We start from the raw sequence: 23,262 nt of genomic DNA on the forward strand, positions 1-23,262 counted from the left end.
GGTTTCCCTCTTCCGTGATGGGGAGTGCCGTCACGCGCTGGTGACGGAGGAGGTGGAACCGGCGTCGACGACGTCGAGCCGGCGGATCGAGTCCACGTGGTGGCAGGCCACGCGGGAACCGCCGTGGGCGGTCGGGGTCGGGTCCTCGGTGCGGCAGCGGGCCTGGGCGTCGACGTCGAGGAGGGGGAGCAGGGGGCAGCGGGAGGCGAAGGAGCATCCCTGGATCTCCTCGGCGGGGCTCGGGAGGTCCCCGCTGAGGATGATCTGGTTGCGCTCGCGCTCGACCTTCGGGTCGGGCACGGGCACCGCCGACATGAGGGCGCGCGTGTACGGGTGACGGGGCGAGGAGAAGACCTCCTCGACCGGCCCGTACTCGACGATGCGCCCGAGGTACATCACCGCGACCTGGTCCGAGATCTCCCGGACGATCGCGAGGTCATGGGCGACGAACAGATAGGACAGTCCCAGCTGGTCGCGCAGATCGGCGAGCAGGTTGATCACGCCCGCCTGCACCGACACGTCCAGGGCCGAGACCGGCTCGTCGAGCACCAGCAGCTTCGGGTCGGTCATCAGCGCGCGGGCGACGCCGATGCGCTGGCGCTGGCCGCCGGAGAACTCGTGCGGGTAGCGGTCGGTCATCCGCGGGTCCAGGCCCACCAGCTCGAGCTTCTCTCGCACCAGGCGGTTCCGATCGGCCTTCGGGGTGCGGGTCAGGGTCAGCGGCTCGGCGATGATGTCGCCGACGGGCAGGCGCGGGTCGACCGCCGCCATCGGGTCCTGGAAGACGATCTGCACGTCGCGGCGCAGCGCGAGCCGCTCCTTCGTGCCGAGGGCCCCGACGTCCTTCCCACCGACGGTGAGGGTGCCGGCCTGGGGCCGCAGCAGCTCCATGATCTCCAGCGCCGTCGTGGACTTGCCCGAGCCGGACTCGCCGACCAGGCCCAGGGTCTGCCCGGGCATGATCTCGAAGTCGACCCCGTCGACGGCGCGGACCGTGCCGACGGCACGGCGGAACACCGATCCCTTGTACAGCGGGAAGTGGCGCACCAGCCCCTCGGCGCGGACCACCGGCTCCTGGCCGGTGTGGTCCTGCGGCGGGCGCGGCTCGAAGGCCGGGCGCGGGAAGATGTCCGGCGCGGCGAGGGTCCCCGCGGCGATCTCGTCGCTGCGGTGGCAGGCCACCCGACGGGAGGCGCCGTGAGCCTCCACGAGATCGGGCTCGCGCTCGTGGCACAGGGAGATCGCGGCCGGGCAGCGGGGCGCGAACGGGCAGCCGGGGGGCAGCTCGGAGAGCACCGGGGGACGCCCCTCGAGGGGGACCAGGCGGTCCTTGCCCGCGCGGAGCATGTTCGGCACCGAGCGCAGCAGACCCATCGTGTAGGGCATGTGCGGCGTCTCGAAGATCTGGTCTACCGGACCGGTCTCCACCAGCTTGCCCGCGTACATCACCGCGACCCGGTCCACGTTGCCGGCGACGACGCCGAGGTCGTGGGTGATCAGCACGACGGCCGCCCCGGTGACCTCCTTCGCCTTCTGCAGCACCTCGAGGATCTGTGCCTGGATGGTGACGTCGAGGGCCGTGGTCGGCTCGTCGGCGATGATCAGGGTGGGGTCGTTCGCCATCGCGATCGCGATCATGGCGCGCTGGCGCATACCGCCGGAGAACTCGTGCGGGAACGCCCGGGCCCGACGCTCGGCCCCGGGGATGCCGACGATCTGCAGCAGCTCGACCGCGCGCTTGTGGGCGGCGGCCGCACTGATGCCCCGGTTGTGCAGGGTCAGCGCCTCCACGATCTGCTGGCCGATGGTGTAGACGGGGGTCAGCGCGGACAACGGATCCTGGAAGATCATCGCCATGTCCTTGCCGCGCAGCCGCGACAGCTGCGCGTCGGACATCCCCAGCAGCGACTGGCCGCGGTATTGGATGTCCCCCTCGATCTTCGCGGAGCTGGGCAGCAGGCCCATCACCGCGAGGGAGGAGACCGACTTGCCCGAGCCGGACTCGCCGACGATGCCGAGGAACTCGCCCTCGCGCACTTCGTAGTTCACCCCGCGCACGGCCCGGACGTCGCCGGTCGCGCTCGGGAAGGTCACGGTCAGGTCCTTGACCCGCAGCACGGGATCAGCCACGGTTCACCTCACTGGTGGGATCGATGGCGTCGCGCAGGGCGTCACCCAGCAGGGCGACCGCGGTCAGCAGCGCGACGAGGAAGAACGAGGGGAAGTAGAAGGACCAGGGGCGGGAGATGACCCCGGACTGGCCGTTCTGCAGCAGGGCCCCGAGGGACACCTGCGGGTACTGGATGCCGAGTCCGAAGAACGACAGCGAGGTCTCGGCGAGGATCGCGCTCGCGACGCCGAGGGTGGCGTCGATGATCAGCAGCGAGGCGACGTTCGGAATGATGTGGCGGCCCAGGATCGTCAGCGTGCCGACGCCCATGTAGCGGGCGGCCTTGACGAACTCGCGCTCCTTGAGGGACTTCGTCTGGTTCTTGACGATCTGCGCCATGATCATCCAGCCGAAGCACGCCAGAGCCAGCACGATCAGCATCCACGAGGGCATCAAGGCCAGCTGGCGCAGCCCACCGGGCAGCGACTCCGGCGCCTGGATGGCGGGGGAGAGGATCAGCAGGATGTAGAACACCGGGAGCACCAGGAACAGGTTGATCACCCAGGTGATCACCGTCTCGACCCAGCCGCCGAGGTAGCCGGCGAGGGCTCCCAGGAGCGCCGCGAGGAGGGTCGCGAGCGGTGCCGCGATGAAACCGATCAGCAGCGACATCCGCAGTCCCTCGACGATGCCCGCGTAGAGGTCGCGGCCCACGGCGTCGGTGCCGAACCAGTGCTGCGCCGACGGCGCCGAGTTCTGGTTGAAGGAGTCGGTGTCGGCGTACGAGTAGATGTTCGGGAGGTTCCCGAACAGGGCGAACAGCACGATCAGGCCGATGACCACGGCGCCGATCCAGAAGTTCGGCTTCCGCTTCAGGCGCAGCCACACGAGGCGGGTGCGGGAGATCGGGGTGTGCTGGTGATCCGGGTCGATCGGAGCGGCCTCCGGGATCTCCGCGGGAGGGTTCAGGGCGGCTTCCGCCTGCTGGGACGACATGGGGTCACATCCTCACGCGGGGATCGAGGGCGGCGTACAGGACCTCGGACAGCGTGGAGCTGAACAGCACCAGCACGGAGGTGAAGCAGACGACGCCGGCCATGGCGTTGATGTCGGAGGTCTGCACCGCGGTGATGCCGTACTTCCCCATCCCCTCCCAGGAGAAGATGATCTCGAGGAAGGTCGATCCGGCCACGAGGGTGCCGAACTGGTAGGCGAAGTAGGTCGACATCGGGATCAGCGCGACGCGGACGCCGTGCTTGATCAGCGCGCGGTTGCGGGTCGCGCCCTTCGCCCGAGCGGTGCGGATGAAGTCGGAGCCGAGCACGTCGAGCATCACCGCTCGCATGTACCGGGAGTAGCTCGCGGCGCCGAAGAGCATCAGCGCGATCGTGGGCAGCAACAGGTGGTTGAGCAGGTCGAGGAATTCTCCGAAGCCCTCGTAGCCGGGGGTGTAGGCACCGGAGAATCTCAGCACCTGGTGGCCGACGAGGCGGTTGAACTGGGTCGCGAGGATCATCAGCATCAGGCCGCCCACGAAGGTGGGGGTCGAGAAGAGGATGAACGAGGCGTAGGAGATGATCTGGTCCGAGGCCTTGTACTGGCGGACCGCGCCCCAGACGCCGAGGATCACGCCCAGCAGCGCCCCGAGCAGCGCGCCGATCAGCAGCAGGCGCAGGCTGATCCCGGAGCGGCCGAGCCACGCGATGTCGAAGGGGTTCAGCGCATTGCCCGGGGTGCCGAGCATGTCGGTGATGACCCAGTTGTTCGTCAGCGCCTTGCCGAGCTTCTGCTCGAACGGGGCGGTGAAGATGTTCTGGATCCAGTTCCAGGTGCGCAGCGCCACGGGGTCCCCGTGGTAGACGCCGTAGCCCCGCATGAGGTTCGCGATCGAGTCCTCGGGCACCGGGGGGTTGCGACCCTGGTACTTCTTCGCCGGGTTCAGGAAGGTCGACGCCGCGACATACGCGAAGGTCGTCGCCACGCACGTGAGGATCAGGTAGTTCAGGAAGCGCCGGATCACGTACAGGGTCATCGGGACCCGCCGGTGATCAGGGCGATCGCACGGCCACGGGCGGACGGGGCGTCCGGCCTGCGGCGCGCGGATGCGCGGTGGTACTGCGTCACGAAGATGTCCTCACGTGGTCGGTGCGGGTCCGCTGCACTGCGGACCGGCGAGTAAGTTCCTCGAACTGTAGGTCAGGTCACAGGGCCTCACCGCCCGGAGTGACGGACCATGTCCGAATCGTTATGCAGCACGTCACCGGGCTGCCGTGCGGGAGACTACCTCACATGGTGGAAAGCGGTGGACGGACAGGGCCGGATGTGCACGGAGTCAGCGACGCGGGAGACGGGGTCGGGGGCGAGCGCTACACCCGGCAGATCCGGCTGCCGGAGCTCGGGACCGCGGGGCAGGCCCGGCTCGGCACCGCGCGGGTCGCGGTGATCGGCGCCGGCGGGCTCGGGGCGCCGATCCTCACCTATCTCGCGGCCGCCGGGATCGGCCGGATCACGGTGTTCGACCCCGACGTCGTCGAGCTCACGAACCTGCACCGGCAGGTGCTGTTCACGGCGGCCGACGTGGGCCGGCCGAAGGCCCTCGTCGCCGCCGAGCGCCTCGCCGCGCTCAACCCCGAGGTGGCGGTGCGGCCGGTGGCCTCCGCCGTCACCCCGCAGAACGCCCTCGAGCAGCTCGCGGGCCACGATCTCGTCCTCGACGGCAGCGACAACTTTCCCACCCGCTATCTCGTCTCCGACGCCTGCGAGATCCTCGACCTCCCCCTCGTGTGGGGGTCGATCCTCGCCTTCTCGGGCCAGGTCAGCGTCTTCTGGGGTGAGGACGGCCGGGGCGTCACCTACCGCGACGTCCACCCCGTGCCGCCGCGACCGGGGGAGGTGCCCAGCTGCGCCGAGGCGGGCGTGCTCGGCATGCTCTGCGGGACCATCGGCGCGTCCATGGCGATGGAGGCGGTCAAGGTCCTCACCGGGATCGGGGAGCCGCTGCTGGGACGCCTCGCCCTCTACGACGCGCTGCGCGCCCGCTGGGACGAGCTGCCGCTGGCCCGGGACCCGCAGCGCACCCCGGTCACCGCGATCGAGGACCTCGAGGCGACCTGCGGCCTGCCCGGACCGGGGGTCGCGGAGGCCGGGACTGGGAGGTCGGGGGAGCCCGGGGCCGGGGAGTCCGGGGGAAGCAGGGCCGTCCCCGAGGTCACCGCCGCCGAGCTCCCGGCCCTGATGGCCGACGGGGTGCGGGTGGTGGATCTGCGCGAGAGCACCGAGCTCGGGGTCGGCCGCATCGCGGGCGCGGAGCACCTGCCGCTCGGGCGGCTGCTCGACGAGGCCGGCGCGGACCTCGACGGCGCGGTGCTCTATTGCGCCTCGGGCCGACGTTCGGCGAGCGCCGTCCGCTTCCTCGCCGCGCGCGGCATCACGGCGCGCTCGCTCTCCGGCGGCTTCGCCGGGCTCGGCGGCAGCGAGGTGCCGGTGGAGCCAGCGGAGCCAGGTGAGCAGGCGGAGCCGGGGGAGCCGCCGTCTCCGTAGAGCTCAGCCGCCGGCGAAGGGCGGCAGCACGTCGACCCGGTCGCCGTCGGCGAGCGGACGGCTGAGGTCCGGCCGGGCGACGGCGTTGACCAGGAAGCTCGAGCGGGCGATCACCCGTGCCGCCTCGGCGGATCCGTCGGCGGTGAGCGCGGCGACCAGCTCTTCGAGGGTGCGGGCGGGGACCGTCGCGGCGTCGGCTCCGAAGGCGGCTGCGGCACCCGCGAACAGGCGCACCGCGATGGTGGGGGTCGGCGTGGTCATCTCAGCCTCCAATGGCGCTCATGGGTCGGTCCGGGGGCCGGAAGTCGGCGGAGTCCATGCCGTGCCCGGCCTTCTTCCCCCAGTGGGCGGCCCGCCAGCGGCGGGCGATCTCCTCGTCGTCGGCCCCGCCGCGCAGCGCCCCGCGCAGATCGGTCTCCTCGCGCGAGAACAGGCAGGTGCGCACCCGGCCTTCGGCGGTGAGCCGCGTCCGTCGGCAGTCCGCGCAGAACGGCCGGGTCACCGAGGCGATGACGCCCACCCGCCCGCGGGGGCGGCCGGTCGCCCGCTCGGACACCTCGAACAGCTCCGCCGGGGCGCCGTCGCGCGGCTCCTCGACAGGGGTCAGGGCGAAGCGGCCGGCGAGCAGGGCGTGGGCGTCGGCCGCCGTGACCATCCCGTCGCGTTCCCAGATCCGATCCGCGTCCAGCGGCATCTGCTCGATGACGCGCAGCTGGAGGTCGCGGTCGAGGCACCAGTCCAGCAGGTCCGGCAGCTCGTGGTCGTTGACCCCGGGCAGCAGGACGGCGTTGACCTTGATCGGCGCGAGCCCGGCGGCGCGGGCCCCGTCTATGCCGGCGAGGACGCGGTGCAGCAGGGGCCGACGGGTCAGGCGCTCGAAGGTCTCCGAGACCACCGAGTCGAGAGACACGTTGATCCGGTCCAGTCCCGCCTCGCGCAGTCCCGCCGCACGATGGTCCAGGCCGATCGCGTTGGTGGTCAGCGAGATGTCGGGGCGGCGCTCGAGCGCCGCGACCCCGGCGACGATCTCCTCGAGATCGGGGCGGGTCAGGGGCTCCCCGCCCGTGAAGCGCACCTGCTCGATGCCCAGTCGCTCGACGCCGATCCGCACCAGGCGCACGATCTCCGCGGGGGTCAGCAGGTCGTCCCGGCCCAGGAAGGTCAGGCCCGAGGCGGGCATGCAGTAGGTGCAGCGGAGGTTGCAGAAGTCCGTCAGCGAGAGGCGCAGATCCGTCGCGGCGCGCCCGAAGCGGTCGGCGAGCGCGGGGGTGGCCGGTCGGTCCGAGGTGTCGGGGAGGGCGTCCCCGAGGTCGTCGGTGCGACGCGGGACGGGGATCCCGAGGGACACGCGACGGGAGGTCCGGGGTGTCGCCGCGGCAGATGCGGGGGTCGACATGCGCTCACCTCCTGGGCTGCGGACGGTGCCGACGTCCGACCAGGATAGGCCGTGGCACGGCCATACTGGACGGGTGCGCGCCGCGCACCGTGAAGGGCGAGCCGTGGAGGGAGAGGGCGAGATGGCTGGTCGGAGGCGGATCCCGTTGCGCGATCACGTGGACGACGCCGTGGCGCTGCTCGCCGCCGTGCGCGGCACCGAGGTGATCGGGCTCGGTCCGGCGGCCGTGGGGCGCGTCGCCGCCGAGGAGATGCGCTCCCTGGTCGATCTGCCGGGCCTCGACGACTCCCAGATGGACGGCTACGCCGTGGCCGCCGCGGACCTCGCGGGAGAGCGCGCGGAGGTGACCCTCCCGCGGGGGCCGATGATCGCCGCCGGCGACGCGCCGGGACGGCTCGACCCCGGCACCGCGCGGCCGATCATGACCGGGGCCCCCGTGCCCGCGGGCGCGGACCTCGTGATCCCCGTCGAGGAGAGCGAGGAGGGTCGGTTCGGGGCGGGCGAGGGGACCGCGCGGACGACCGTCGTCCTGCGCCCCGCCGATGTCGCCCCGGGACGCTACGTGCGGCGCCGCGGCTCGGACACCCGCCGCGGGGACACCGTGCTGCGCGCGGGCCGCACCCTCACCCCGGCCCGCATCGCCCATCTCGCCGCGTGCGGGCTGAGCGCGGTCGAGGTCCACGCCCCCGTGCGGGTCATCGTCCTCTCCACCGGCTCCGAGGTGCGCCCCGCCGCCGACGGCACGCCCGCCCCGGGTGTCAGGTACGACGCCAACGGGCCCGGGATCGCCGCCGCGCTCGCCGAGGCCGGGGCCGAGGTGGTCCACGTCGGCACCGTGCCCGATGACCCCGCGACCCTGCTGGGGCGGCTCCGGGAACAGGTCGCCGCGCACGACGCGGACCTCGTGATCACCAGCGGCGGCGTCAGCCAAGGTGCCGTCGAGGTGGTGCGCCACGCGGCCGAGCACCCGGGCGTCGTGCTCGCCTTCCCCACCCTCGCCCTGCAGCCCGGCGGTCCGCAGGGCATCGGCACCCTCGAGGTCTCCCCCCGCCGCGTGCCCTGGCTCGCCCTTCCCGGCAACCCCGTCTCCGCCCTGCTCAGCTGCGAGCTGATCCTGCGACCCGCCCTCGGGGCCCCGGACCGTCGGCGCCTGCAGCTGCCGCTCCAGCTCGAGGGTCCGGACGCGGTCGAGGCCTCTCCCGAGGCGCTGGACCAGTACCGGCGGGCGCGCGTGCTGCCCTCGGGGCGGGTGCGCCTCCTCGGCGGGGCGTCCTCGCACCTGCTCGGCGGCTACGCCGCGGCCGACGCCCTGGTGCGGATCCCCGTCGGCGTCGGCGTGGTGCACGACGGCGACCTGCTCGAGACCCTGCTGATCCCTGGAGGAGAGTCATGACCGAGGACCTCTCGCACGTGCGGGCCGACGGCTCCGCCCACATGGTCGACGTGACCGCCAAGCCGGTTACCGCCCGGGAGGCGACTGCGGCCGCCGTGCTCCGCACCCGCGCCGACGTGGTCGCGCGGATCGCGAACGGCGACCTGCCCAAGGGCGAGGCGCTCGCCACCGCGCGCCTCGCCGGGATCCTGGGTGCCAAGCGCACGAGCGAGCTGATCCCGCTGTGCCACCCGCTGCCGCTCACGGGCATCGAGGTGGATCTCCTGCCGCGCGGGGACCGGGTCGAGATCACCGCGACGGTGCGCACGAAGGGCGTCACCGGGGTCGAGATGGAGGCGCTCACCGCCGTCAGCACGGCGGCGCTGGCCCTGTACGACATGATCAAAGCTGTCGACCATCAGGCAGAGATCGGCGAGATCCGGGTGCTCGCGAAGTCCGGCGGACGCAGCGGGGACTGGCACCGCGAGGAGGACCCGCGATGAGGGAGATGCCCGCCCGGCGTACCGACGCCGACTGCGCCGCCCGCGAGGATCCGGGCGCGGCGCCGCTGGTCGTGGGACGCGGCGTCGTGCTCATCGCCTCGACCCGCGCGGCCGACGGGACCTACGAGGACCGCACCGGCCCGCTGCTCGAGAGCTGGCTCCGCGAGCGGGGACTGGATCCGGTGGAGCGCCAGGTCGTGCCCGACGGCGCCGCGGTGGGCAGCGCGCTCGCCGCCGCGATCGGGGCCGGCGCCGACGTGGTGATCACCTCCGGCGGCACCGGGATCAGCCCCACCGACGTCACCCCCGAGCAGACCGCGCCGCTGATCGACCGCGAGATGCCGGGGATCCTCGAGGCGGTGCGTCGGCGCGGCGCCGAGAAGACGCCGACCGCCCTGCTCAGCCGCGGACTCGCGGGCATGGCGGGCCGTACCTTGGTGGTCAACCTGCCTGGCTCCCGCGGCGGGGTGAAGGACGGCATCGCCGTGCTCGACCCGCTGCTGGACCATCTGCTCGAGCAGCGCGACGGCGGCGGGCACGAGGACGACACCGGCACGGAGGGCACTGACCGATGAACGCAGACCCAGCAGCGGACCCGGCCCTGGGCCCCGCCCCCTCGCGGACCCGGCACGCGAGCGTCGGCGAGGGGGAGATCCGGACCACGGACATGGCCGCGGCCGTCGCCGATCCCCGCTGCGGCGCCGTCGTCACCTTCGACGGCGTGGTCCGCGACCACGACGACGGTCGCGGGGTCGCGCGCCTCGAGTACACCGCCCACCCCTCGGCGGAGCAGGTCCTCGCCGAGGTCGCGGGCGAGATCGCCCGGCGTCACCCGGACGTGCTGATCGCCGTCGCGCACCGCGTGGGCCCGCTCGCCATCGGCGACTCGGCGCTCGTGTGCGCCGTCGCGGCCGCCCACCGCAAGCAGGCCTTCGCGGCCTGCGACGAGCTCGTCGACACCGTCAAGCAGCGGGTCCCGATCTGGAAGCACCAGGTCTTCACCGACGGGACGACCGAATGGGTGGCTGCTCTCGGCTGACCCCCAGCTCCGCCACGTCACCTCCCGGCCACCTGGCGCGACTACGGTTCCCGGCATGCGCATCCTCCACTTGACCGACACGCACCTCTACGGCGATCCCGCCGCCCGCCACTACGAGCGGATCGACACCGCCGCCGCCCTGCGCGGCCTGCTGGGCCGGCTCGAGGAGCTCGCCGACGTCGACGTCGTCGTCCACACCGGCGACGCCTCGGAGGACGGCACCGCCGCGAGCTACCGTCTCCTCCACGAGATCCTCGATCCCTTCGCCGCCGGGCTCGGCGCACCGCTCGTCGTGGTCATGGGCAACCACGACGTCTCCGCCGTGTACGGAGAGACCATCGCGGCGGGGGAGCGGGTGGCCGAGAGCCAGGATCGCGTCGTCCCCCTGGAGGGCGGGGCGCGTGTGGTCGTGCTCGACACGAGCGTGCCCGGCGCCGGCTACGGCCATCTCGACCCCGAGCAGCTCGACTGGCTGCGGCGCGTGCTCGCCGAGCCCGCGCCCGGTGGGACCGTCCTCGCCCTGCACCACCCGCCGCTCGTCGCCGCCACGACCCTGCTGCGCGGCCTCGACCTCGACGGGGTCGACGAGCTCGCCGCGGTGCTGGCCGGAAGCGATGTGCGGATCGTGCTCTCCGGCCATTACCACCACGTGATGACCGGGGCGATCGGTGTGATCCCGGTGCACGTCGCACCGGGCGTGACCAACGTCGTCGACCCCGTCGGGGCGGGGGAGAGCGAGCAGTCCCTCGCCCTGTCCGGGGCGAGCCTGATCGAGCTCGGCGAGGGAGTGCAGCGCGTGGTCACCTCGGTGTTCCCCAATGCGGGCGACACCCTCGGCGATCCGGGCGTGCCGGTGTACCGCTTCGACGCCGGCCAGGTCGCGGCGATCGTGGCGGCCGCGGGGCGCTGAGCAGGACGCCGCGGCCCCGCCGGGGAGGTCCCTCGGGCAGGATGTCCCCATGTTCGAGCCGCTGATCGACCGCTGGGCCGAGAAGCACCTCGGCCCGGGCCGTCCCGTGCCCCGCTGGATGCGCGGCCTGCTCGACGAGACCTTCCTCTGGGTCGCCGCCGGGCAACTGCTGCTCGCCCTCCATGTCCCCCGGGAGTCGGTGCGTCGCCTCACCGTGCTGCAGGGGATCCTCGAGGAGTACCGCGACCTGCTGCGGGAGCAGGGCGTCGAGGTGCGCCGCCTCGAGGACGTCCGGACCCTCGAGGACCTCGACGACCTCACCGAGGGGGAGGCGATGCCGAGCCTCCCCGTCGGCCTCCCCGCCGATGCGACCGACGAGGAGACGCTCGCCCTGCTCGCCCGGCAGCTCCCCGCGACCACCCTCGCCCGCTGGATCGAGGACGGCGTCGCGGTGGTCCTCGACCTCGCCGAGCAGACGCTCGAGGGTCTGCGCCGCCGGCGGGTGCGCCCCGATCTCGTCGGGGCAGACCCGGCGGCCGTGCAGGAACTCATCCGGGAGCTGCGGAGGCGGCTCGCCGCGCTCGACCTCCCGGCGCTGGGCCGCGCCGGCTACCCGGTGATGATGCCGCGCCTCGAGGAGGCGGCCCGGGAGATCGAGCAGCTCGACCTGATGCGCGGGCTCGAGGTGGCTCCCCGGGCACCGCGCCGCGGCGAGGTGCAGCGGATCGTCGGGATCCTGCAGGATCTGCCGGCGCCGACCCGTGAGCGGCTGATCCCGGTCTCGGTGCTCCGCTCCCGGCTCGTGCTCGCGCCCCTGCTCGCCCGGGTCCTCGCCGACCTGCGCGCCGGCTGGATCGATCCCGCCGAGCGCCCCGAGCCGCCCTCGGACGAGGAGGCGGCGGCGATACGGGCCCGGGCCGCGGCCGACCGCCGCGAACGGGCGGCGCGGGAGGCGAGCCGCCGGGAGCTGGGCCGTCTCGCCGTGCGGCGCACCGCGATCCGCCTCGCGGCACAGGGAGCGGCGATGCTGATCGTCGCCGCCACCTGGGTGCAGGTATGGGTCCTGGGCACTCAGCCCGACAGTCTCCGGGAGCTCGGCATCCCACGGATCGGGGCGGCCCAGGCGACGGCCCTGCTGCTCGCCCTCGTGGTGGTCGGCGCGCTCGCCGGACCGGCGCAGCTCGGGCGGGACCCGCTCGCGATGCAGGAGAGCCCGACCGGTCGGCTCCGCGCCGACGTGCTGCGCGTCGTCGGCGGCCTCGGCGATCTGCTGCTGCTCGTCAGCTGTCTGGGGGTGTGGGCGCTGCTGCCCACCTCGCCGCTGCGGGGCAGCGAGTGGTACCGCCGGGAGCACGGGGATGCGCTGCTGGCGCTCGAGATCGGCATCGACGGAGCTGTCGGCGCCCTCGACCCCGGGGTCGTGCTGATCATCGGGGTGATCGCCGCCGCGGTGCTGGGGATGATCCTCGGCCACCTCGGGCAGCGTCGCCTGCGACGACGGGCGGGACTCAGCCCCTGAGGCGCGTCCGCGGTGCCTGGCGCGTCAGCGGTTCATGCCCAGGGTGGTCACGCCCTGGTTCGAATGCGCCTTGGTGAGCGCGGCGAAGTTCCCGCCGACCCGACGGCCCGGGACCAGATCGGGGCGCTCGACGTCCTGCCCCTGCATGCGGTCGGCGCCGCGGGAGAAGCGGTGGAGGGTGTCGCGGAGGGAGCGGAGCAGAGTCATGATCGGCAGTTCCTTCGAGTCGGAGCGGGGTGATCGGCCGGGCCCTGGATCGCAGGTGCGCCGGCAGGTTCTCTGCGTCCGTTCTACCGCGCCGGGGACCGGCGGTCACGGGACCGAGGTCCCCCAGTTGCCGGGTTCACAAAAAGGGTGTGAGCTGGGGCTCTCCCGAGCGGCCGCGGGCGACGGTGGGGCGAGGCGAGGACCCGGCGTCGGGGGCGACGACGACGGGTCCGGACCAGGGGTTAGCACTCGTCTTGCATGAGTGCCAGCTCGGTCCTAAAGTAATCGTCGTTGGCAGTCGACGGCCGAGAGTGCCAGAGGCTGCCAGTCAGGGAACGCCCCGTTCGGCACCGCGACGACGACCGGGATCCGCGCTCCCTGGTTCCCCGAACTCATCAGAGTCAACTCTTCATGAAGGAGTGAGCCGCATGTCGGTCTCCATCAAGCCCCTCGAGGATCGCGTCGTCGTCAAGCCGCTCGAGGCCGAGCAGACCACCGCCTCCGGCCTGGTCATCCCGGACACCGCGAAGGAGAAGCCCCAGGAGGGCGAGGTCGTCGCCGTCGGCGCCGGTCGTTTCGACGACAAGGGCGACCGCATCCCCATGGATGTGAAGGTCGGCGACAAGGTCGTCTTCTCCAAGTACGGCGGCACCGAGCTCAAGTACGGCAACGAGGAGTACCTCGTCCTCGGCGCTCGCGACATCCTCGCGATCATCGAGAACTGAGCGAGAGCATCCCTATGGCCAAGGAGATCCTGTACAACGAAGACGCGCGTCGCGCCCTCGAGCGCGGCGTGGACAAGCTCGCCAACACCGTCAAGGTGACGCTCGGTCCCAAGGGCCGCAACGTCGTCCTCGACAAGAAGTGGGGCGCCCCCACCATCACCAACGACGGCGTGACCATCGCTCGCGAGATCGAGCTCGAGGATCCGTACGAGAACCTCGGCGCGCAGCTCGCGAAGGAGGTGTCCACCAAGACGAACGACGTCGCCGGTGACGGCACCACCACCGCGACCGTCCTCGCCCAGGCGCTGGTTCACGAGGGCCTGCGCAACGTCGCCTCCGGCGCCGCTCCCTCCGCGCTCAAGCGCGGCATCGAGAAGGCCGTCGACGCCGTCTCGGAGAAGCTCGGCGAGCTGGCCACCCCGGTGGACGGCAAGGCGCAGATCGCGAACGTCGCCGCGGTGTCCTCCCAGGACCGCGAGATCGGCGAGCTGCTCGCCGAGGCGTTCGACAAGGTCGGTAAGGACGGCGTGATCACCGTCGAGGAGTCCTCCACCACCGCGATGGAGCTGGACTTCACCGAGGGCATGCAGTTCGACAAGGGCTTCATCTCCCCGCACTTCGTAACCGACGCGGACCGCCAGGAGGTCGTGCTCGAGGACGCCCAGGTGCTGCTGCACCAGGGCAAGATCTCGGCCGTGGCCGACATCCTGCCGCTGCTGGAGAAGGTCGTCGAGGGCGGCAAGCCGCTCTTCGTGATCGCCGAGGACGTCGACGGCGAGGCCCTGTCCACGCTGGTCGTCAACAAGATCCGCGGCGCCTTCAAGGGTGCGGCCGTCAAGGCCCCGGCCTTCGGCGACCGTCGCAAGGCGATGCTCCAGGACATCGCGGTGCTCACCGGCGCCCAGGTCGTCACCTCCGACCTCGGCCTCGACCTCAAGACCGTCGGCACCGAGGTGCTCGGCCACGCCGGTCGCGTCGTCGTCACCAAGGACTCGACCACCATCGTGGGCGGGGCGGGCGACGAGCAGGCCGTGGCCGACCGTGTCGCGCAGATCCGTGCCGAGATCGCGAACACCGACTCCGACTGGGATCGCGAGAAGCTCCAGGAGCGCCTCGCGAAGCTGGCCGGCGGCGTGTCCGTCATCAAGGTCGGTGCGCACACCGAGGTGGAGCTCAAGGAGAAGAAGATGCGCATCGAGGACGCGGTGTCCGCGACCCGCGCTGCCATCGAGGAGGGCATCGTGGCCGGTGGCGGCAGCGCCATCGTCCAGGCCTCCGCCATTCTCTCCGAGGATCTCGGCCTCACCGGTGACGAGGCCGTCGGCGCCCGCGCCGTCGCCGTCGCCGTGGTCGAGCCGCTGCGCTGGATCGCCGAGAACGCGGGCCTCGAGGGCTACGTCGTCGTCGAGAAGGTCAAGGAGGCCCAGGCCGGATACGGCCTGGACGCCGCGACCGGCGAGTACGTCGACCTCGTGGCCGCCGGCATCATCGATCCGGTCAAGGTCACCCGCTCCGCGCTGCGCAACGCCGCCTCGATCGCCGGTCTGGTGCTCACCACCGAGACCCTCGTGATCGAGAAGAAGGACGAGGACGAGTCCTGATCCTCGTCTGACCTCGCGTGATCATCGCGGGACAGACCGTCGACGGGCGGGCCACCCGGGAGACCGGGAGGCCCGCCCGTCCTCGTGTCCGGAGACGACGGGGACAGGACGCATCGCGCCGCGACCGGGAGGCCGGGGATGTCCGGGGGCTGCCGGTGGTGCTCGCGAGGGGGCGGCTCGGCCTAGGATGACGCTGTCCCACCGGATCGAGCCGCCTCAGGAGGAGTGGTGACCAGCAGCACGGACGCCACTCCGCTCCCGGACGACGACCGCCCCACCCGCACCTTCGGGCCGCCCGCCCCGGTGGTGCTCGGCACCCTCGGGGTCGCGCTGGTGTTCGTGATCGTGCTCGAGTTCCTCGTGATCATCAGCTTCGTGGGGCAGCGGCTGTGGACCGCCCCCGCGCTGCGCGACTCCTTCCTCTTCCAGCTGCCGCTGCTGCTGTGGGTCCTGGTGGTGATCGCCTCCGTGGTGGGGGTGCTGCGCGTTCTGACCGCCTGGCTCCAGGTGGACTCCGACGGCTTCACGCTCCGCGGCCTCGCCCGCCGCACGCGCAGCGCCCGCTGGGACGAGGTGGGCGGTGTCCTGGCCGTGCGCGCCATCGAGCGGGGGGCGGGTTCCAGTGAGGGGCTCGACCTCTCGGAGACCGCGTATGACGGGGTGTACCTGCTGGACGCCGAGGGCCACCGCCTCGTCGCCGTCTCCAACCGGTTCTTCGGGCCGCGCGCACAGGAGGCGTGCCTGCGTCACGCCGCGGCGGCCGGGGTGCGCATCGATCGGATCGACGCCATCAGTCCCGCAGAGCTGCGCCGGCAGGCCCCGCGGGCGCTCGGCGTCGTCGACCGTCATCCCACCCTGGTGGCGCTGTGCCTCGCCGTTTTCTACATCGGCCACAACGTCCTGACCTTCGCCGTGTGGGGGCTGTGAGCGGCAGCCCCGCCGCGGCAGGGGGCCGTGGCTCCGCCGAGCGCCCGGGCCGGGCCGCGAGGCGCACCGCACGGCGTCGGCCGGCGCCCCTGCCGCAGCGGCACGGGCTCGACCCCGTCGGCTGGACCCTCCCCCCGGCGGCCACCACCGGCCCCGCGCTCGAGGCGTTGCTGGCTCGCTTCCCCGCACTCGCCGACCCCGCGGCGACGCCGCTGCGAGACCGCTTCGCCGCCGGGGAGATCGTCGACGCCGACGGGCGGGCGCTCACGGCGGACACCCCCGTCGGCCCCGGCGACCGGCTGTGGTTCCATCGCGAGCTGCGGGCCGAGGAGGTGCCCGAGGTCGCGCTCGACATCCTCCATGCCGACGAGCACCTGCTCGTCCTCGACAAGCCGCACGGTATGGCGACCATGCCCCGCGGCGCCCATGTGCTCGCGAGCGCGCTCGTACGGCTGCGCCGGGAGACGGGGCTGACCGCGCTCGTGCCCCTGCACCGCCTCGACCGCCGCACCGCCGGGGTGCTCGCCTTCGGCGTCGTCCCCGCCGAGCGCTCCGCGTACCAGCAGCTCTTCGCCCGCGGCGAGGTCGCCAAGGAGTACCTCGCCCGGGTGGAGCCGGCCGAGGACGCCGGGATCCCTCAGCGGGCGGGGGAACGCGCCGTGCTGCGCGACCGCCTGGTCAAGCCCCGCGGGGAGCTCCTCGCCCGCGTGGAGCCGGGGGAGTCCAACGCCCTCACCGAGCTGGAGGTGCTCGCGTGCGAGGAGGACGGTTCCCTCCTGCTCCGCCTGCTGCCCCGCACCGGACGGACCCATCAGCTGCGCGCCCAGCTCTCCGCGCGCGGCGCCCCGATCCGCGGCGAGGACCTCTACCCCGCGCCTCGGCCCGAGCCCCCGGAGCCGCTGCGCCTGCTCGCGCGCGAGCTGAACCTCGTGGACCCCATCACCGGGGAGCCGCGGCGCTTCCGCAGCCGACGTACCCTGGCCCCGTGACCAGCCCCTCGACCGGCCCCGACGTCGCGCCGCCCGCCCCGCGGCGCTCCCGCGGGGGCGCCGTGATCGTGGGCCCCACGATCCTGGAGCGCTATCGGCCGCTCGCGCTGTGGGGGCTGCCGCTCGTCGCCGTGATCCTCTCGCCCTTCGGCGGGGCCGCCGTTCAGCAGCTGCGGCGCTCCCGGCTGCTCGCCGGCCACGACGGCGCCCTCGAGGCCGTGCTCGACCCCGCCTGGGTGCAGCTGCTTCTCGGCGCTGCGGCTTTGTGGGGGCTGTTCGCCCTGTGGGCGCTCGTGCCGATGCTGCTCACGCATCGTGCGGTGCTGCTGGACGAGACCGCGGGGACGCTCGCGCTGCGGCGGGGTCCCCGCACCGTCGGCCGAGCGCGCCTGGCAGACGTGCGCTACGCGGTCGGCGAGCCCGAGCGCGGCAGCATGGCGCTCATCGGGGTGCTCCCGGATGATGCGGTGCGCACCGCCGACGGGCCGGGCCCGGTCGACTGGATCGTCCCCGAGATCGGCTGGGACGACGCCTCCTTCGACGGCCTGCGCACCCTGCAGTCCGCGGCCGGTCTGCGCCCCGCCCCGCCGCGCCGGGAGCTGCTCGCCGCCCGACGACGGACCCGTCGGGAACGGGCGAACCACGAGCTCGCCGACAGGCTGGGCATGCCGTGGCGCCCCGAGTACACGTACGACGAGGCGGCCTTCCAGGCCGAGTTCGACCGGGTGCGGCGCGTGCTCGGCGGCAAGGAGGAGCCGCGGGAGGGGGACCCGACGCCGTGACGGAGGAGGAGGGGCGCCCGCCGCAACGCGAGCCCGTGCCCACCACGACCAGCCCGATCGGGATGCCCGACTCGCTCACGGTGCGCTCCGAGGCGGCAGCCGCCGTCGGCGCCGAGCTGCTCTCCGCCGGAATGGCGTCCTACCGGGTGCGCTGGGCGATGAGCCGCACGGCACGGGCACTCGGCCTCGACTCGTTCACCGCGATCGTCACCTACACCGACATCACGGCGACCGCGACGCTCCACGGCCGCTACCGCACCCGGCTCACCCAGCCCCGCCACGTGGGCGTCGACGTCGACCGCCTCCACCGCACCCAGCGCTTCGTCGAGGCGCTCCCCGACGACGGCACCACCGCCGCCGACGTGCACGCGGCCCTCGCCGCCCTCCGCGCCCGCGGCCCCCTGCACGGCCGAGTCACGAACGCGCTCGCCGCCGGCTTCGCCTGCGCCGCCTTCGCCGTCCTGAACCAGGCCGGCCCCCTCGAGGCCGTGGCCGCCGGGATCGCCGCGACCGTGGGCCAGGCGGCGCGCCGCACCGCCCAGCTGGGCGCCTGGAACCACCTGCTGACCACCGTGATCGGCGCCGTCGTCGCCGCCTGCTGTTACCTGCTGGCCGTCGGCGGGGCGGGCGCCGCGGGCTGGGCGACGGGAGACCTCATGGGCGGCTATCTCGCCGCCGTGCTCTTCCTCGTGCCCGGCTTCCCGATGATCACCGGCCTGCTGGACCTCGTGCGCGCCGACTACTCCGCCGGGCTGCAGCGCCTCACCTACGCGACGCTGATCATCCTCGCCGCCGCCTCCGCCGCGTGGACCGTGAGCCTCGCCGTGGGCGTCGAGCCGGTCGTCGCGGAACCGCTCGGCCTCTCCCCGCCCGTGCTGCTCGCGGTGCGCGCCGCGGCGACCTTCGTGGGCGTGCTCGGCTTCGCCCTGATCTTCAACTCGCCGTGGCTGATCGCGCTCGCCGCCGCGGCGGTGTCGCTGCTCGCGAACTCCGGCCGCTTCCTGCTCACCGAAGCCGGCGTGCCGATCCAGGTGGCGACCCTCGCGGCGACCGTGCTGGTGGGCCTGCTCGCCTACGCCGTCGCCCGCACCCGCCACGTGCCGCGCACCGCGATCTCGGTGCCGGCCGTCGTGATCATGGTCCCCGGCTACGCGATGTACTCCGCGTTCACGCTCGTCAACGCGGGCCAGGCCGCGGCGGCCGCGACGCTCACCCTCGACGCGCTGCAGACGATCATCGGCGCCGCCTTCGGGCTCGCGCTCGCCCACCTCGCGACGTCCCCGGCCTGGCGGAGGGTCGAGCAGCCGCGGTGAGCGGGTACCGCGGCGCTCCGGGTGGACGCCGCCCCAGGGGTCAGAAGATCGCGCGCAGCACCAGCACCACGACCGCGCCGATCCCCGCCGCGGCCGGCAGGGTGATGATCCAGGCGAGCGCGATGGGGCGCATCAGCCTCCAGTTCGCGGCATGGTTCACGACGCCGACCCCGAGCACCGCGCCGATGAGGATGTGCGTCGAGGAGACCGGCAGGCCCAGCACCGAGGCGAGCAGCACGATCGTCGCCGCCGCGAGCTCGGCCGCGAAGCCGGAGGAGGGGTGCATGGCCGTCAGGCCCGACCCGACGGTGTGGATCACCTTGCGGCCCACGAACCACAGACCCGACACGAGGGCGATGCCGAAGGCGACGAGCGCCGCCGTGGGCACCGCCGCCTCCGAGGAGATGGCCCCGGTGCGCAGCACGTCCAGGACGGCCACGAACGGCCCGATCGCGTTGGCGATGTCGTTGGCTCCGTGCGAGAAGGCGAAGGCGCAGGCGGTGAATACCTGCATCCAGCTGAACATGATGAAGGTGGCGCGGGAGATCGACTGCTTCTTCAGCGCGCGGGCGAAGATCGTCGTCGCCATCCACACCCCGAGCGCGATCATCGCGAGCGCGAGCAGACCGCCGGCCAGGGGGATCTGCAGGCCCAGGTTGTCCAGGCCCTTAAACACGAGCATCGCGGAGAGCAGCACGGCCGCGGCGGCCGCCAGCGGCGGGACCCGCTTCTCGAGGGCGTGGTAGGCGGCGCGGCGCTCCACTTTGCGGGCGGCCTTGCGCTCCTTCTTGGACAGGGACGCGGCGCTCTCGACGAGCTCCGCGCCGGGGCCGCCCGGGGTGAGGTCGAGCGCCGCGGACTCCGCGAAGGCCGACTGCTGCAGCTCGGTCATCCGCTCGGTGACGGGCATGTGGTGCTGCTCGCCGTCCTCGGACTCGTCGTTCTCGTCGTCGTCCTCGTCGTCCTCCGCGTCGTCGTAGCCGCGGGAGCCGAGCGCGATCGCGCGGGCGGCGGGCGCGAGGATCTGGCGCTTGATCGCCCCGAAGAGGAGGAAGGAGGCGATGCCTCCCAGCAGCGGGGAGAGCACCCAGGAGACGGCGATCTTCCCGATCTCTCCCCACTGCACCATCGCGAGGCCGCCGGTGCCGGTGACCAGACCGGTGGTGACCGCCGCGCCGACGATGCCGCCGATGATCGCGTGGGTGGTGGAGACCGGCCAGCCCATCCTGGTGGCCAGCAGCAGCCACACCGCCGCGCCCAGCAGGGCCGACATCATGATCAGCGCGAAGCCCAGCGGGTCGACGGTCAGGCCGTCGAGGTCCACGATCCCGCTGCGGACGGTCTCGGTCACGGAGCCGCCGGCGATCACCGCGCCGGAGACCTCGAAGACCGCCGCGACCACGAGCGCCTGCTTCATCGTCAGCGTGCCGGCGCCCACGCTCGTGCCGAAGGAGTTCGCCACGTCGTTGCCGCCGATGTTGAACGCCATGAACAGCCCGAAGGCGATCGCGAGGATCAGGAGGAAGGCGTTGACGTCGCGCCCGGCATGGAGGAAGGACCAGATCGTGAAGGCCACGACGGTCGCAACGGTCATCAGACCGGCGCCGAGATGCCAGGTGCGATCGGGGCCCAGCATGCCCGTGGCGACGGGCGTCTCGGCGGAGGTCTGCGAGGGGATGCCTGGCATCTGCGTGTCCCGGGGGTGAGGAGGATCGGGGGCCGCGGCCACTCTAGGCCCAAGATGACGGGGGTGTGAACGACAGATGAACGACAGCCTCGGCGTCGCGGCCCGCGCGCCGACGTGATCCTCGGCTCGTTCACTCCGCGGCGTGCACGGATATCGCGGCCCGTCAGGGCGTCCACGCAGGTCAGGTGGGATCCGGAGCGGGCAGGAGGACGTGGCGAGCGACACTGCACCCCCTCGCCCTGCGCGGCTACCATCGGTGCATGACGAGCGCGGATCCCTTCGGTTTCATCGGACTCACCTACGACGACGTGCTGCTGCTGCCGGGGGAGACCGACGTGATCCCCTCCGAGGCGGACACCTCCAGCCGGCTCACCAAGGAGATCACCCTGCGGACCCCGCTGGCCTCCGCCGCGATGGACACCGTGACCGAGTCCCGCATGGCGATCGCCATGGCCCGCCACGGCGGCATCGGCATCCTCCACCGCAACCTCTCGATCGAGGACCAGGCCCACCAGGTCGACCTGGTCAAGCGCACCCAGACCGGTCGCATCACCAACCCGGTCACCATCGGCGTGGACGCGACCCTCGAGGACTTCGACGCCGTCTGCGGTCAGTACCGCGTCTCCGGTCTGCCGGTGGTCGACGAGGACAAGCGCCTCCTCGGCATCTGCACCAACCGCGACCTGCGCTTCATCCCCGTCGCCGAGTGGGCCACCACCCGCGTGGGCGAGGTGATGACCACCGAGGTGTTCACCGCCCCCAGCGACGTCTCCCACGAGGAGGCGACCGCCCTGCTGCGCCGGAACAAGCGCGAGCGCCTCCCCCTGATCGACGCCGACGGGAAGCTCACCGGGCTGATCACCGTGAAGGACTTCGTGAAGTCCGAGCAGTTCCCCGACGCCTCCAAGGACGCTCAGGGCCGCCTGCTCGTCGGCGCGGGCGTCGGCTTCTTCGGCGACTCGCTCGAGCGCGCGGGGGCCCTGCTCGATGCCGGCGTCGACGTGCTCGTCGTCGACACCGCCAACGGCCACGCCCGCCTGGCGCTCGAGATGATCGCCCGCATCAAGGCAGATCCGGCCTTCGCGGGCGTGCAGGTGATCGGCGGCAACGTCGCCACCCGCGCGGGCGCGCAGGCGCTCGTCGACGCGGGCGCCGACGCGGTCAAGGTGGGCGTGGGCCCCGGCTCGATCTGCACCACCCGGGTGGTCGCCGGAGTCGGCGTCCCCCAGATCACCGCGATCCACGAGGCGTCCAAGGCCACCAAGCCCGCGGGTGTCCCGCTGATCGGCGACGGCGGCCTGCAGTACTCGGGCGACATCGCCAAGGCCCTCGTGGCCGGCGCCGACACGGTCATGCTCGGCTCCCTCCTGGCCGGCACCGAGGAGTCCCCGGGCGAGGTCGTCCTCGTCGGCGGCAAGCAGTTCAAGGCCTACCGCGGCATGGGTTCGCTCGGTGCGATGGCCTCGCGCGGCAAGAAGTCCTTCTCGAAGGACCGCTACTTCCAGGCCGACGTCTCCAGCGACGACAAGATCGTCCCCGAGGGCATCGAGGGCCGGGTCGCCTACAAGGGGCAGCTCGGATCGGTCGTGCACCAGCTCGTCGGCGGCCTGCACCAGTCGATGTTCTACGTCGGCGCGCAGAACGTCACCGAGCTCAAGGAGCGCGGGCAGTTCGTGCGCATCACCCCGGCCGGGCTCAAGGAGTCCCACCCCCATGACATGGCCGCGATCATGGAAGCCCCGAACTACTCGGCGCGCTGAGTCGGCGCGGCCTCGTCGCCGCCGTGCTCGAACCCGATCAGCCACACCACGCCGAAACGGTCGCGGACCTGGCCGTCTGAGGGCGATCATCCCTCCCCAGGACCGTGCCGTCCACCGCCGCGACCGCGGGGCGTCGCCCGTGGGGGAGTGCCCCTAGGGTGGGGGCATGAGCACCTCCTCCTGGCTGGACCGCCCGCTGCTGGGCTTCGACACGGAGACCACCGGCACCGACGTCGCCGCGGATCGCATCGTGACAGTAGCGCTCGTGCATTCGGTGGGACCGGGCCGCGCGCACGAGACGGTCGCGACCTGGCTGATCGACCCCGGCATGGACATCCCCGAGCCGGCGCAGCGGGTGCACGGCATCTCCTCGGCCCACGCCCGGGAGCACGGCATGGAGCCGTCCGCGGCCCTCGCCGAGGTCGCTGAGATGCTCGCCGACGCGCTCCGGAAGGACGTGCCGATCGTCGCCTTCAACGGCAGCTTCGACCTGCAGATCCTGGAGAACGAACTGCGCCGCCTGGGCCTGCCCACCCTCGCCGAGCGGCTCGGCCACGACATCGCCCCCGTCGTCGACCCGCTCGTGATCGACCGGGCCCTGGACCGCTGGCGCAAGGGCAAGCGCCGCCTCGTGGACCTGATCGAGCTCTACGGGGTGCAGCAGGACGGCGCGCTGCACACGGCGGATGTCGACGTCTCCGCGACCCTCGACGTGCTGCGTGCGCTCGCCGCGAAGTTCCCCGAGATCGCCCGGGCGGACCTCGCCGAGCTGCACCAGAAGCAGATCTCCTGGCACCGCGAGAGCGCGGAGAGCTTCAACCGCTACCTGCAGAAGCAGGGGAAGACCCCGGACGCGAAGGAGACCTGGCCGCTGTGAGCGTC

Annotated in this window: 22 protein-coding genes; 15 read left to right on the forward strand and 7 right to left on the reverse strand. The window is 72.8% G+C overall.

The window, feature by feature from the left end; genetic code table 11:
- Window positions 1-30 precede the first annotated feature (30 nt).
- The 3 genes from ACZCAH_RS09415 to ACZCAH_RS09425 are packed head-to-tail and all read right to left on the reverse strand — an operon-like array spanning window position 31 to window position 4,142.
- Window positions 31-2,130: an ABC transporter ATP-binding protein gene (locus tag ACZCAH_RS09415; protein ID WP_464340830.1), complete on the reverse strand. Its 2,100-nt coding sequence runs from the start codon at window positions 2,128-2,130 to the stop codon at window positions 31-33.
- Window positions 2,123-3,106, reverse strand: a complete 984-nt coding sequence (locus ACZCAH_RS09420; RefSeq protein WP_464340831.1) for an ABC transporter permease — start codon at window positions 3,104-3,106, stop codon at window positions 2,123-2,125. The genes ACZCAH_RS09415 and ACZCAH_RS09420 overlap by 8 nt, the downstream gene beginning before the upstream one ends.
- A 4-nt stretch (window positions 3,107-3,110) precedes the next feature.
- Window positions 3,111-4,142 carry an ABC transporter permease gene (locus ACZCAH_RS09425; protein ID WP_464340832.1) on the reverse strand — a complete coding sequence of 344 codons (1,032 nt, stop codon included), beginning with the start codon at window positions 4,140-4,142 and terminating at the stop codon, window positions 3,111-3,113.
- A 290-nt stretch (window positions 4,143-4,432) separates the two neighbouring features.
- On the opposite strand from ACZCAH_RS09425, the gene ACZCAH_RS09430 reads away from it, so the two are divergent.
- On the forward strand, window positions 4,433-5,650 hold the full coding sequence (locus ACZCAH_RS09430; protein ID WP_464340833.1) for a ThiF family adenylyltransferase: 1,218 nt from the start codon (window positions 4,433-4,435) through the stop codon (window positions 5,648-5,650).
- Between the two features lie 3 nt (window positions 5,651-5,653).
- On the opposite strand, the gene ACZCAH_RS09435 is transcribed toward ACZCAH_RS09430, so the two are convergent.
- Both ACZCAH_RS09435 and moaA read right to left on the reverse strand, forming a co-directional pair.
- Window positions 5,654-5,911 (reverse strand): MoaD/ThiS family protein, encoded by a 258-nt coding sequence (locus ACZCAH_RS09435; protein ID WP_464340834.1) that lies wholly within the window; start codon window positions 5,909-5,911, stop codon window positions 5,654-5,656.
- A gap of 1 nt (window position 5,912) precedes the next feature.
- Complete coding sequence (gene moaA / locus ACZCAH_RS09440; RefSeq protein ID WP_464340835.1) at window positions 5,913-7,046, reverse strand: GTP 3',8-cyclase MoaA; 1,134 nt, start codon at window positions 7,044-7,046, stop codon at window positions 5,913-5,915.
- Between the two features lie 121 nt (window positions 7,047-7,167).
- On the opposite strand from moaA, the gene ACZCAH_RS09445 reads away from it, so the two are divergent.
- The 6 genes from ACZCAH_RS09445 to ACZCAH_RS09470 are packed head-to-tail and all read left to right on the forward strand — an operon-like array spanning window position 7,168 to window position 12,389.
- Window positions 7,168-8,439 carry a molybdopterin molybdotransferase MoeA gene (locus tag ACZCAH_RS09445; protein WP_464340836.1) on the forward strand — a complete coding sequence of 424 codons (1,272 nt, stop codon included), beginning with the start codon at window positions 7,168-7,170 and terminating at the stop codon, window positions 8,437-8,439.
- The gene (gene moaC / locus ACZCAH_RS09450) at window positions 8,436-8,921 is read left to right on the forward strand and encodes a cyclic pyranopterin monophosphate synthase MoaC (protein ID WP_464340837.1); all 486 of its coding nucleotides are present in this window, start codon (window positions 8,436-8,438) and stop codon (window positions 8,919-8,921) included. Before ACZCAH_RS09445 ends, moaC begins: the two co-directional genes overlap by 4 nt.
- On the forward strand, window positions 8,918-9,496 hold the full coding sequence (locus ACZCAH_RS09455; RefSeq protein ID WP_464340838.1) for a MogA/MoaB family molybdenum cofactor biosynthesis protein: 579 nt from the start codon (window positions 8,918-8,920) through the stop codon (window positions 9,494-9,496). The genes moaC and ACZCAH_RS09455 overlap by 4 nt, the downstream gene beginning before the upstream one ends.
- Window positions 9,493-9,960, forward strand: a complete 468-nt coding sequence (locus ACZCAH_RS09460) for a molybdenum cofactor biosynthesis protein MoaE (RefSeq protein WP_464340839.1) — start codon at window positions 9,493-9,495, stop codon at window positions 9,958-9,960. The genes ACZCAH_RS09455 and ACZCAH_RS09460 overlap by 4 nt, the downstream gene beginning before the upstream one ends.
- Window positions 9,961-10,015: 55 nt before the next feature.
- Complete coding sequence (locus ACZCAH_RS09465) at window positions 10,016-10,870, forward strand: metallophosphoesterase family protein (protein WP_464340840.1); 855 nt, start codon at window positions 10,016-10,018, stop codon at window positions 10,868-10,870.
- 49 nt (window positions 10,871-10,919) lie between these two features.
- Window positions 10,920-12,389 carry a hypothetical protein gene (locus ACZCAH_RS09470; RefSeq protein ID WP_464340841.1) on the forward strand — a complete coding sequence of 490 codons (1,470 nt, stop codon included), beginning with the start codon at window positions 10,920-10,922 and terminating at the stop codon, window positions 12,387-12,389.
- A 24-nt stretch (window positions 12,390-12,413) separates the two neighbouring features.
- Here the strand turns inward: ACZCAH_RS09470 and ACZCAH_RS09475 are convergent, their stop codons facing one another.
- Complete coding sequence (locus ACZCAH_RS09475) at window positions 12,414-12,596, reverse strand: hypothetical protein (RefSeq protein ID WP_464340842.1); 183 nt, start codon at window positions 12,594-12,596, stop codon at window positions 12,414-12,416.
- A 428-nt stretch (window positions 12,597-13,024) separates the two neighbouring features.
- Between ACZCAH_RS09475 and groES the strand changes: the two genes are divergently transcribed.
- From groES to ACZCAH_RS09505, 6 genes are all read left to right on the forward strand, one after another.
- Window positions 13,025-13,321: a co-chaperone GroES gene (gene groES / locus ACZCAH_RS09480; RefSeq protein ID WP_329747193.1), complete on the forward strand. Its 297-nt coding sequence runs from the start codon at window positions 13,025-13,027 to the stop codon at window positions 13,319-13,321.
- 14 nt (window positions 13,322-13,335) lie between these two features.
- Window positions 13,336-14,922, forward strand: a complete 1,587-nt coding sequence (groL, locus tag ACZCAH_RS09485; RefSeq protein WP_464340843.1) for a chaperonin GroEL — start codon at window positions 13,336-13,338, stop codon at window positions 14,920-14,922.
- Between the two features lie 228 nt (window positions 14,923-15,150).
- On the forward strand, window positions 15,151-15,849 hold the full coding sequence (locus ACZCAH_RS09490; protein ID WP_464340844.1) for a hypothetical protein: 699 nt from the start codon (window positions 15,151-15,153) through the stop codon (window positions 15,847-15,849).
- Window positions 15,846-16,838 (forward strand): pseudouridine synthase, encoded by a 993-nt coding sequence (locus ACZCAH_RS09495; RefSeq protein WP_464340845.1) that lies wholly within the window; start codon window positions 15,846-15,848, stop codon window positions 16,836-16,838. Before ACZCAH_RS09490 ends, ACZCAH_RS09495 begins: the two co-directional genes overlap by 4 nt.
- Window positions 16,835-17,620 (forward strand): hypothetical protein, encoded by a 786-nt coding sequence (locus ACZCAH_RS09500; RefSeq protein WP_464340846.1) that lies wholly within the window; start codon window positions 16,835-16,837, stop codon window positions 17,618-17,620. Before ACZCAH_RS09495 ends, ACZCAH_RS09500 begins: the two co-directional genes overlap by 4 nt.
- 35 nt (window positions 17,621-17,655) lie before the next feature.
- The gene (locus ACZCAH_RS09505) at window positions 17,656-18,933 is read left to right on the forward strand and encodes a threonine/serine exporter family protein (RefSeq protein WP_464340847.1); all 1,278 of its coding nucleotides are present in this window, start codon (window positions 17,656-17,658) and stop codon (window positions 18,931-18,933) included.
- Between the two features lie 40 nt (window positions 18,934-18,973).
- On the opposite strand, the gene ACZCAH_RS09510 is transcribed toward ACZCAH_RS09505, so the two are convergent.
- Window positions 18,974-20,620, reverse strand: a complete 1,647-nt coding sequence (locus ACZCAH_RS09510; protein WP_464340848.1) for an inorganic phosphate transporter — start codon at window positions 20,618-20,620, stop codon at window positions 18,974-18,976.
- Window positions 20,621-20,880: 260 nt separating this feature from the next.
- Here ACZCAH_RS09510 and guaB point away from each other — a divergent pair, with 260 nt between their 5' ends.
- Both guaB and ACZCAH_RS09520 read left to right on the forward strand, forming a co-directional pair.
- Window positions 20,881-22,380, forward strand: a complete 1,500-nt coding sequence (guaB, locus tag ACZCAH_RS09515; RefSeq protein WP_464340849.1) for an IMP dehydrogenase — start codon at window positions 20,881-20,883, stop codon at window positions 22,378-22,380.
- A gap of 166 nt (window positions 22,381-22,546) precedes the next feature.
- A complete protein-coding gene (locus ACZCAH_RS09520) occupies window positions 22,547-23,257 on the forward strand; it encodes an exonuclease domain-containing protein (protein WP_464340850.1) in 711 nt (236 codons plus the stop codon).
- The last annotated feature ends 5 nt before the right edge of the window (window positions 23,258-23,262 follow it).

This window comes from Brachybacterium sp. B718/18 (genome assembly GCF_055454375.1).

Excerpts from the sequence above, each read along its gene's own strand:
- ACZCAH_RS09475 (WP_464340842.1), bottom strand. The coding sequence starts at position 12,596 with ATGACTCTGCTCCGCTCCCTCCGCGACACCCTCCACCGCTTCTCCCGC.
- groES (WP_329747193.1), top strand. The coding sequence starts at position 13,025 with ATGTCGGTCTCCATCAAGCCCCTCGAGGATCGCGTCGTCGTCAAGCCG.
- ACZCAH_RS09470 (WP_464340841.1), top strand. The coding sequence starts at position 10,920 with ATGTTCGAGCCGCTGATCGACCGCTGGGCCGAGAAGCACCTCGGCCCG.
- ACZCAH_RS09510 (WP_464340848.1), bottom strand. The coding sequence starts at position 20,620 with ATGCCAGGCATCCCCTCGCAGACCTCCGCCGAGACGCCCGTCGCCACG.
- ACZCAH_RS09445 (WP_464340836.1), top strand. The coding sequence starts at position 7,168 with ATGGCTGGTCGGAGGCGGATCCCGTTGCGCGATCACGTGGACGACGCC.
- ACZCAH_RS09460 (WP_464340839.1), top strand. The coding sequence starts at position 9,493 with ATGAACGCAGACCCAGCAGCGGACCCGGCCCTGGGCCCCGCCCCCTCG.
- ACZCAH_RS09435 (WP_464340834.1), bottom strand. The coding sequence starts at position 5,911 with ATGACCACGCCGACCCCCACCATCGCGGTGCGCCTGTTCGCGGGTGCC.
- ACZCAH_RS09420 (WP_464340831.1), bottom strand. The coding sequence starts at position 3,106 with ATGTCGTCCCAGCAGGCGGAAGCCGCCCTGAACCCTCCCGCGGAGATC.
- ACZCAH_RS09455 (WP_464340838.1), top strand. The coding sequence starts at position 8,918 with ATGAGGGAGATGCCCGCCCGGCGTACCGACGCCGACTGCGCCGCCCGC.
- groL (WP_464340843.1), top strand. The coding sequence starts at position 13,336 with ATGGCCAAGGAGATCCTGTACAACGAAGACGCGCGTCGCGCCCTCGAG.
- ACZCAH_RS09465 (WP_464340840.1), top strand. The coding sequence starts at position 10,016 with ATGCGCATCCTCCACTTGACCGACACGCACCTCTACGGCGATCCCGCC.
- moaA (WP_464340835.1), bottom strand. The coding sequence starts at position 7,046 with ATGTCGACCCCCGCATCTGCCGCGGCGACACCCCGGACCTCCCGTCGC.
- guaB (WP_464340849.1), top strand. The coding sequence starts at position 20,881 with ATGACGAGCGCGGATCCCTTCGGTTTCATCGGACTCACCTACGACGAC.
- ACZCAH_RS09520 (WP_464340850.1), top strand. The coding sequence starts at position 22,547 with ATGAGCACCTCCTCCTGGCTGGACCGCCCGCTGCTGGGCTTCGACACG.
- moaC (WP_464340837.1), top strand. The coding sequence starts at position 8,436 with ATGACCGAGGACCTCTCGCACGTGCGGGCCGACGGCTCCGCCCACATG.
- ACZCAH_RS09425 (WP_464340832.1), bottom strand. The coding sequence starts at position 4,142 with ATGACCCTGTACGTGATCCGGCGCTTCCTGAACTACCTGATCCTCACG.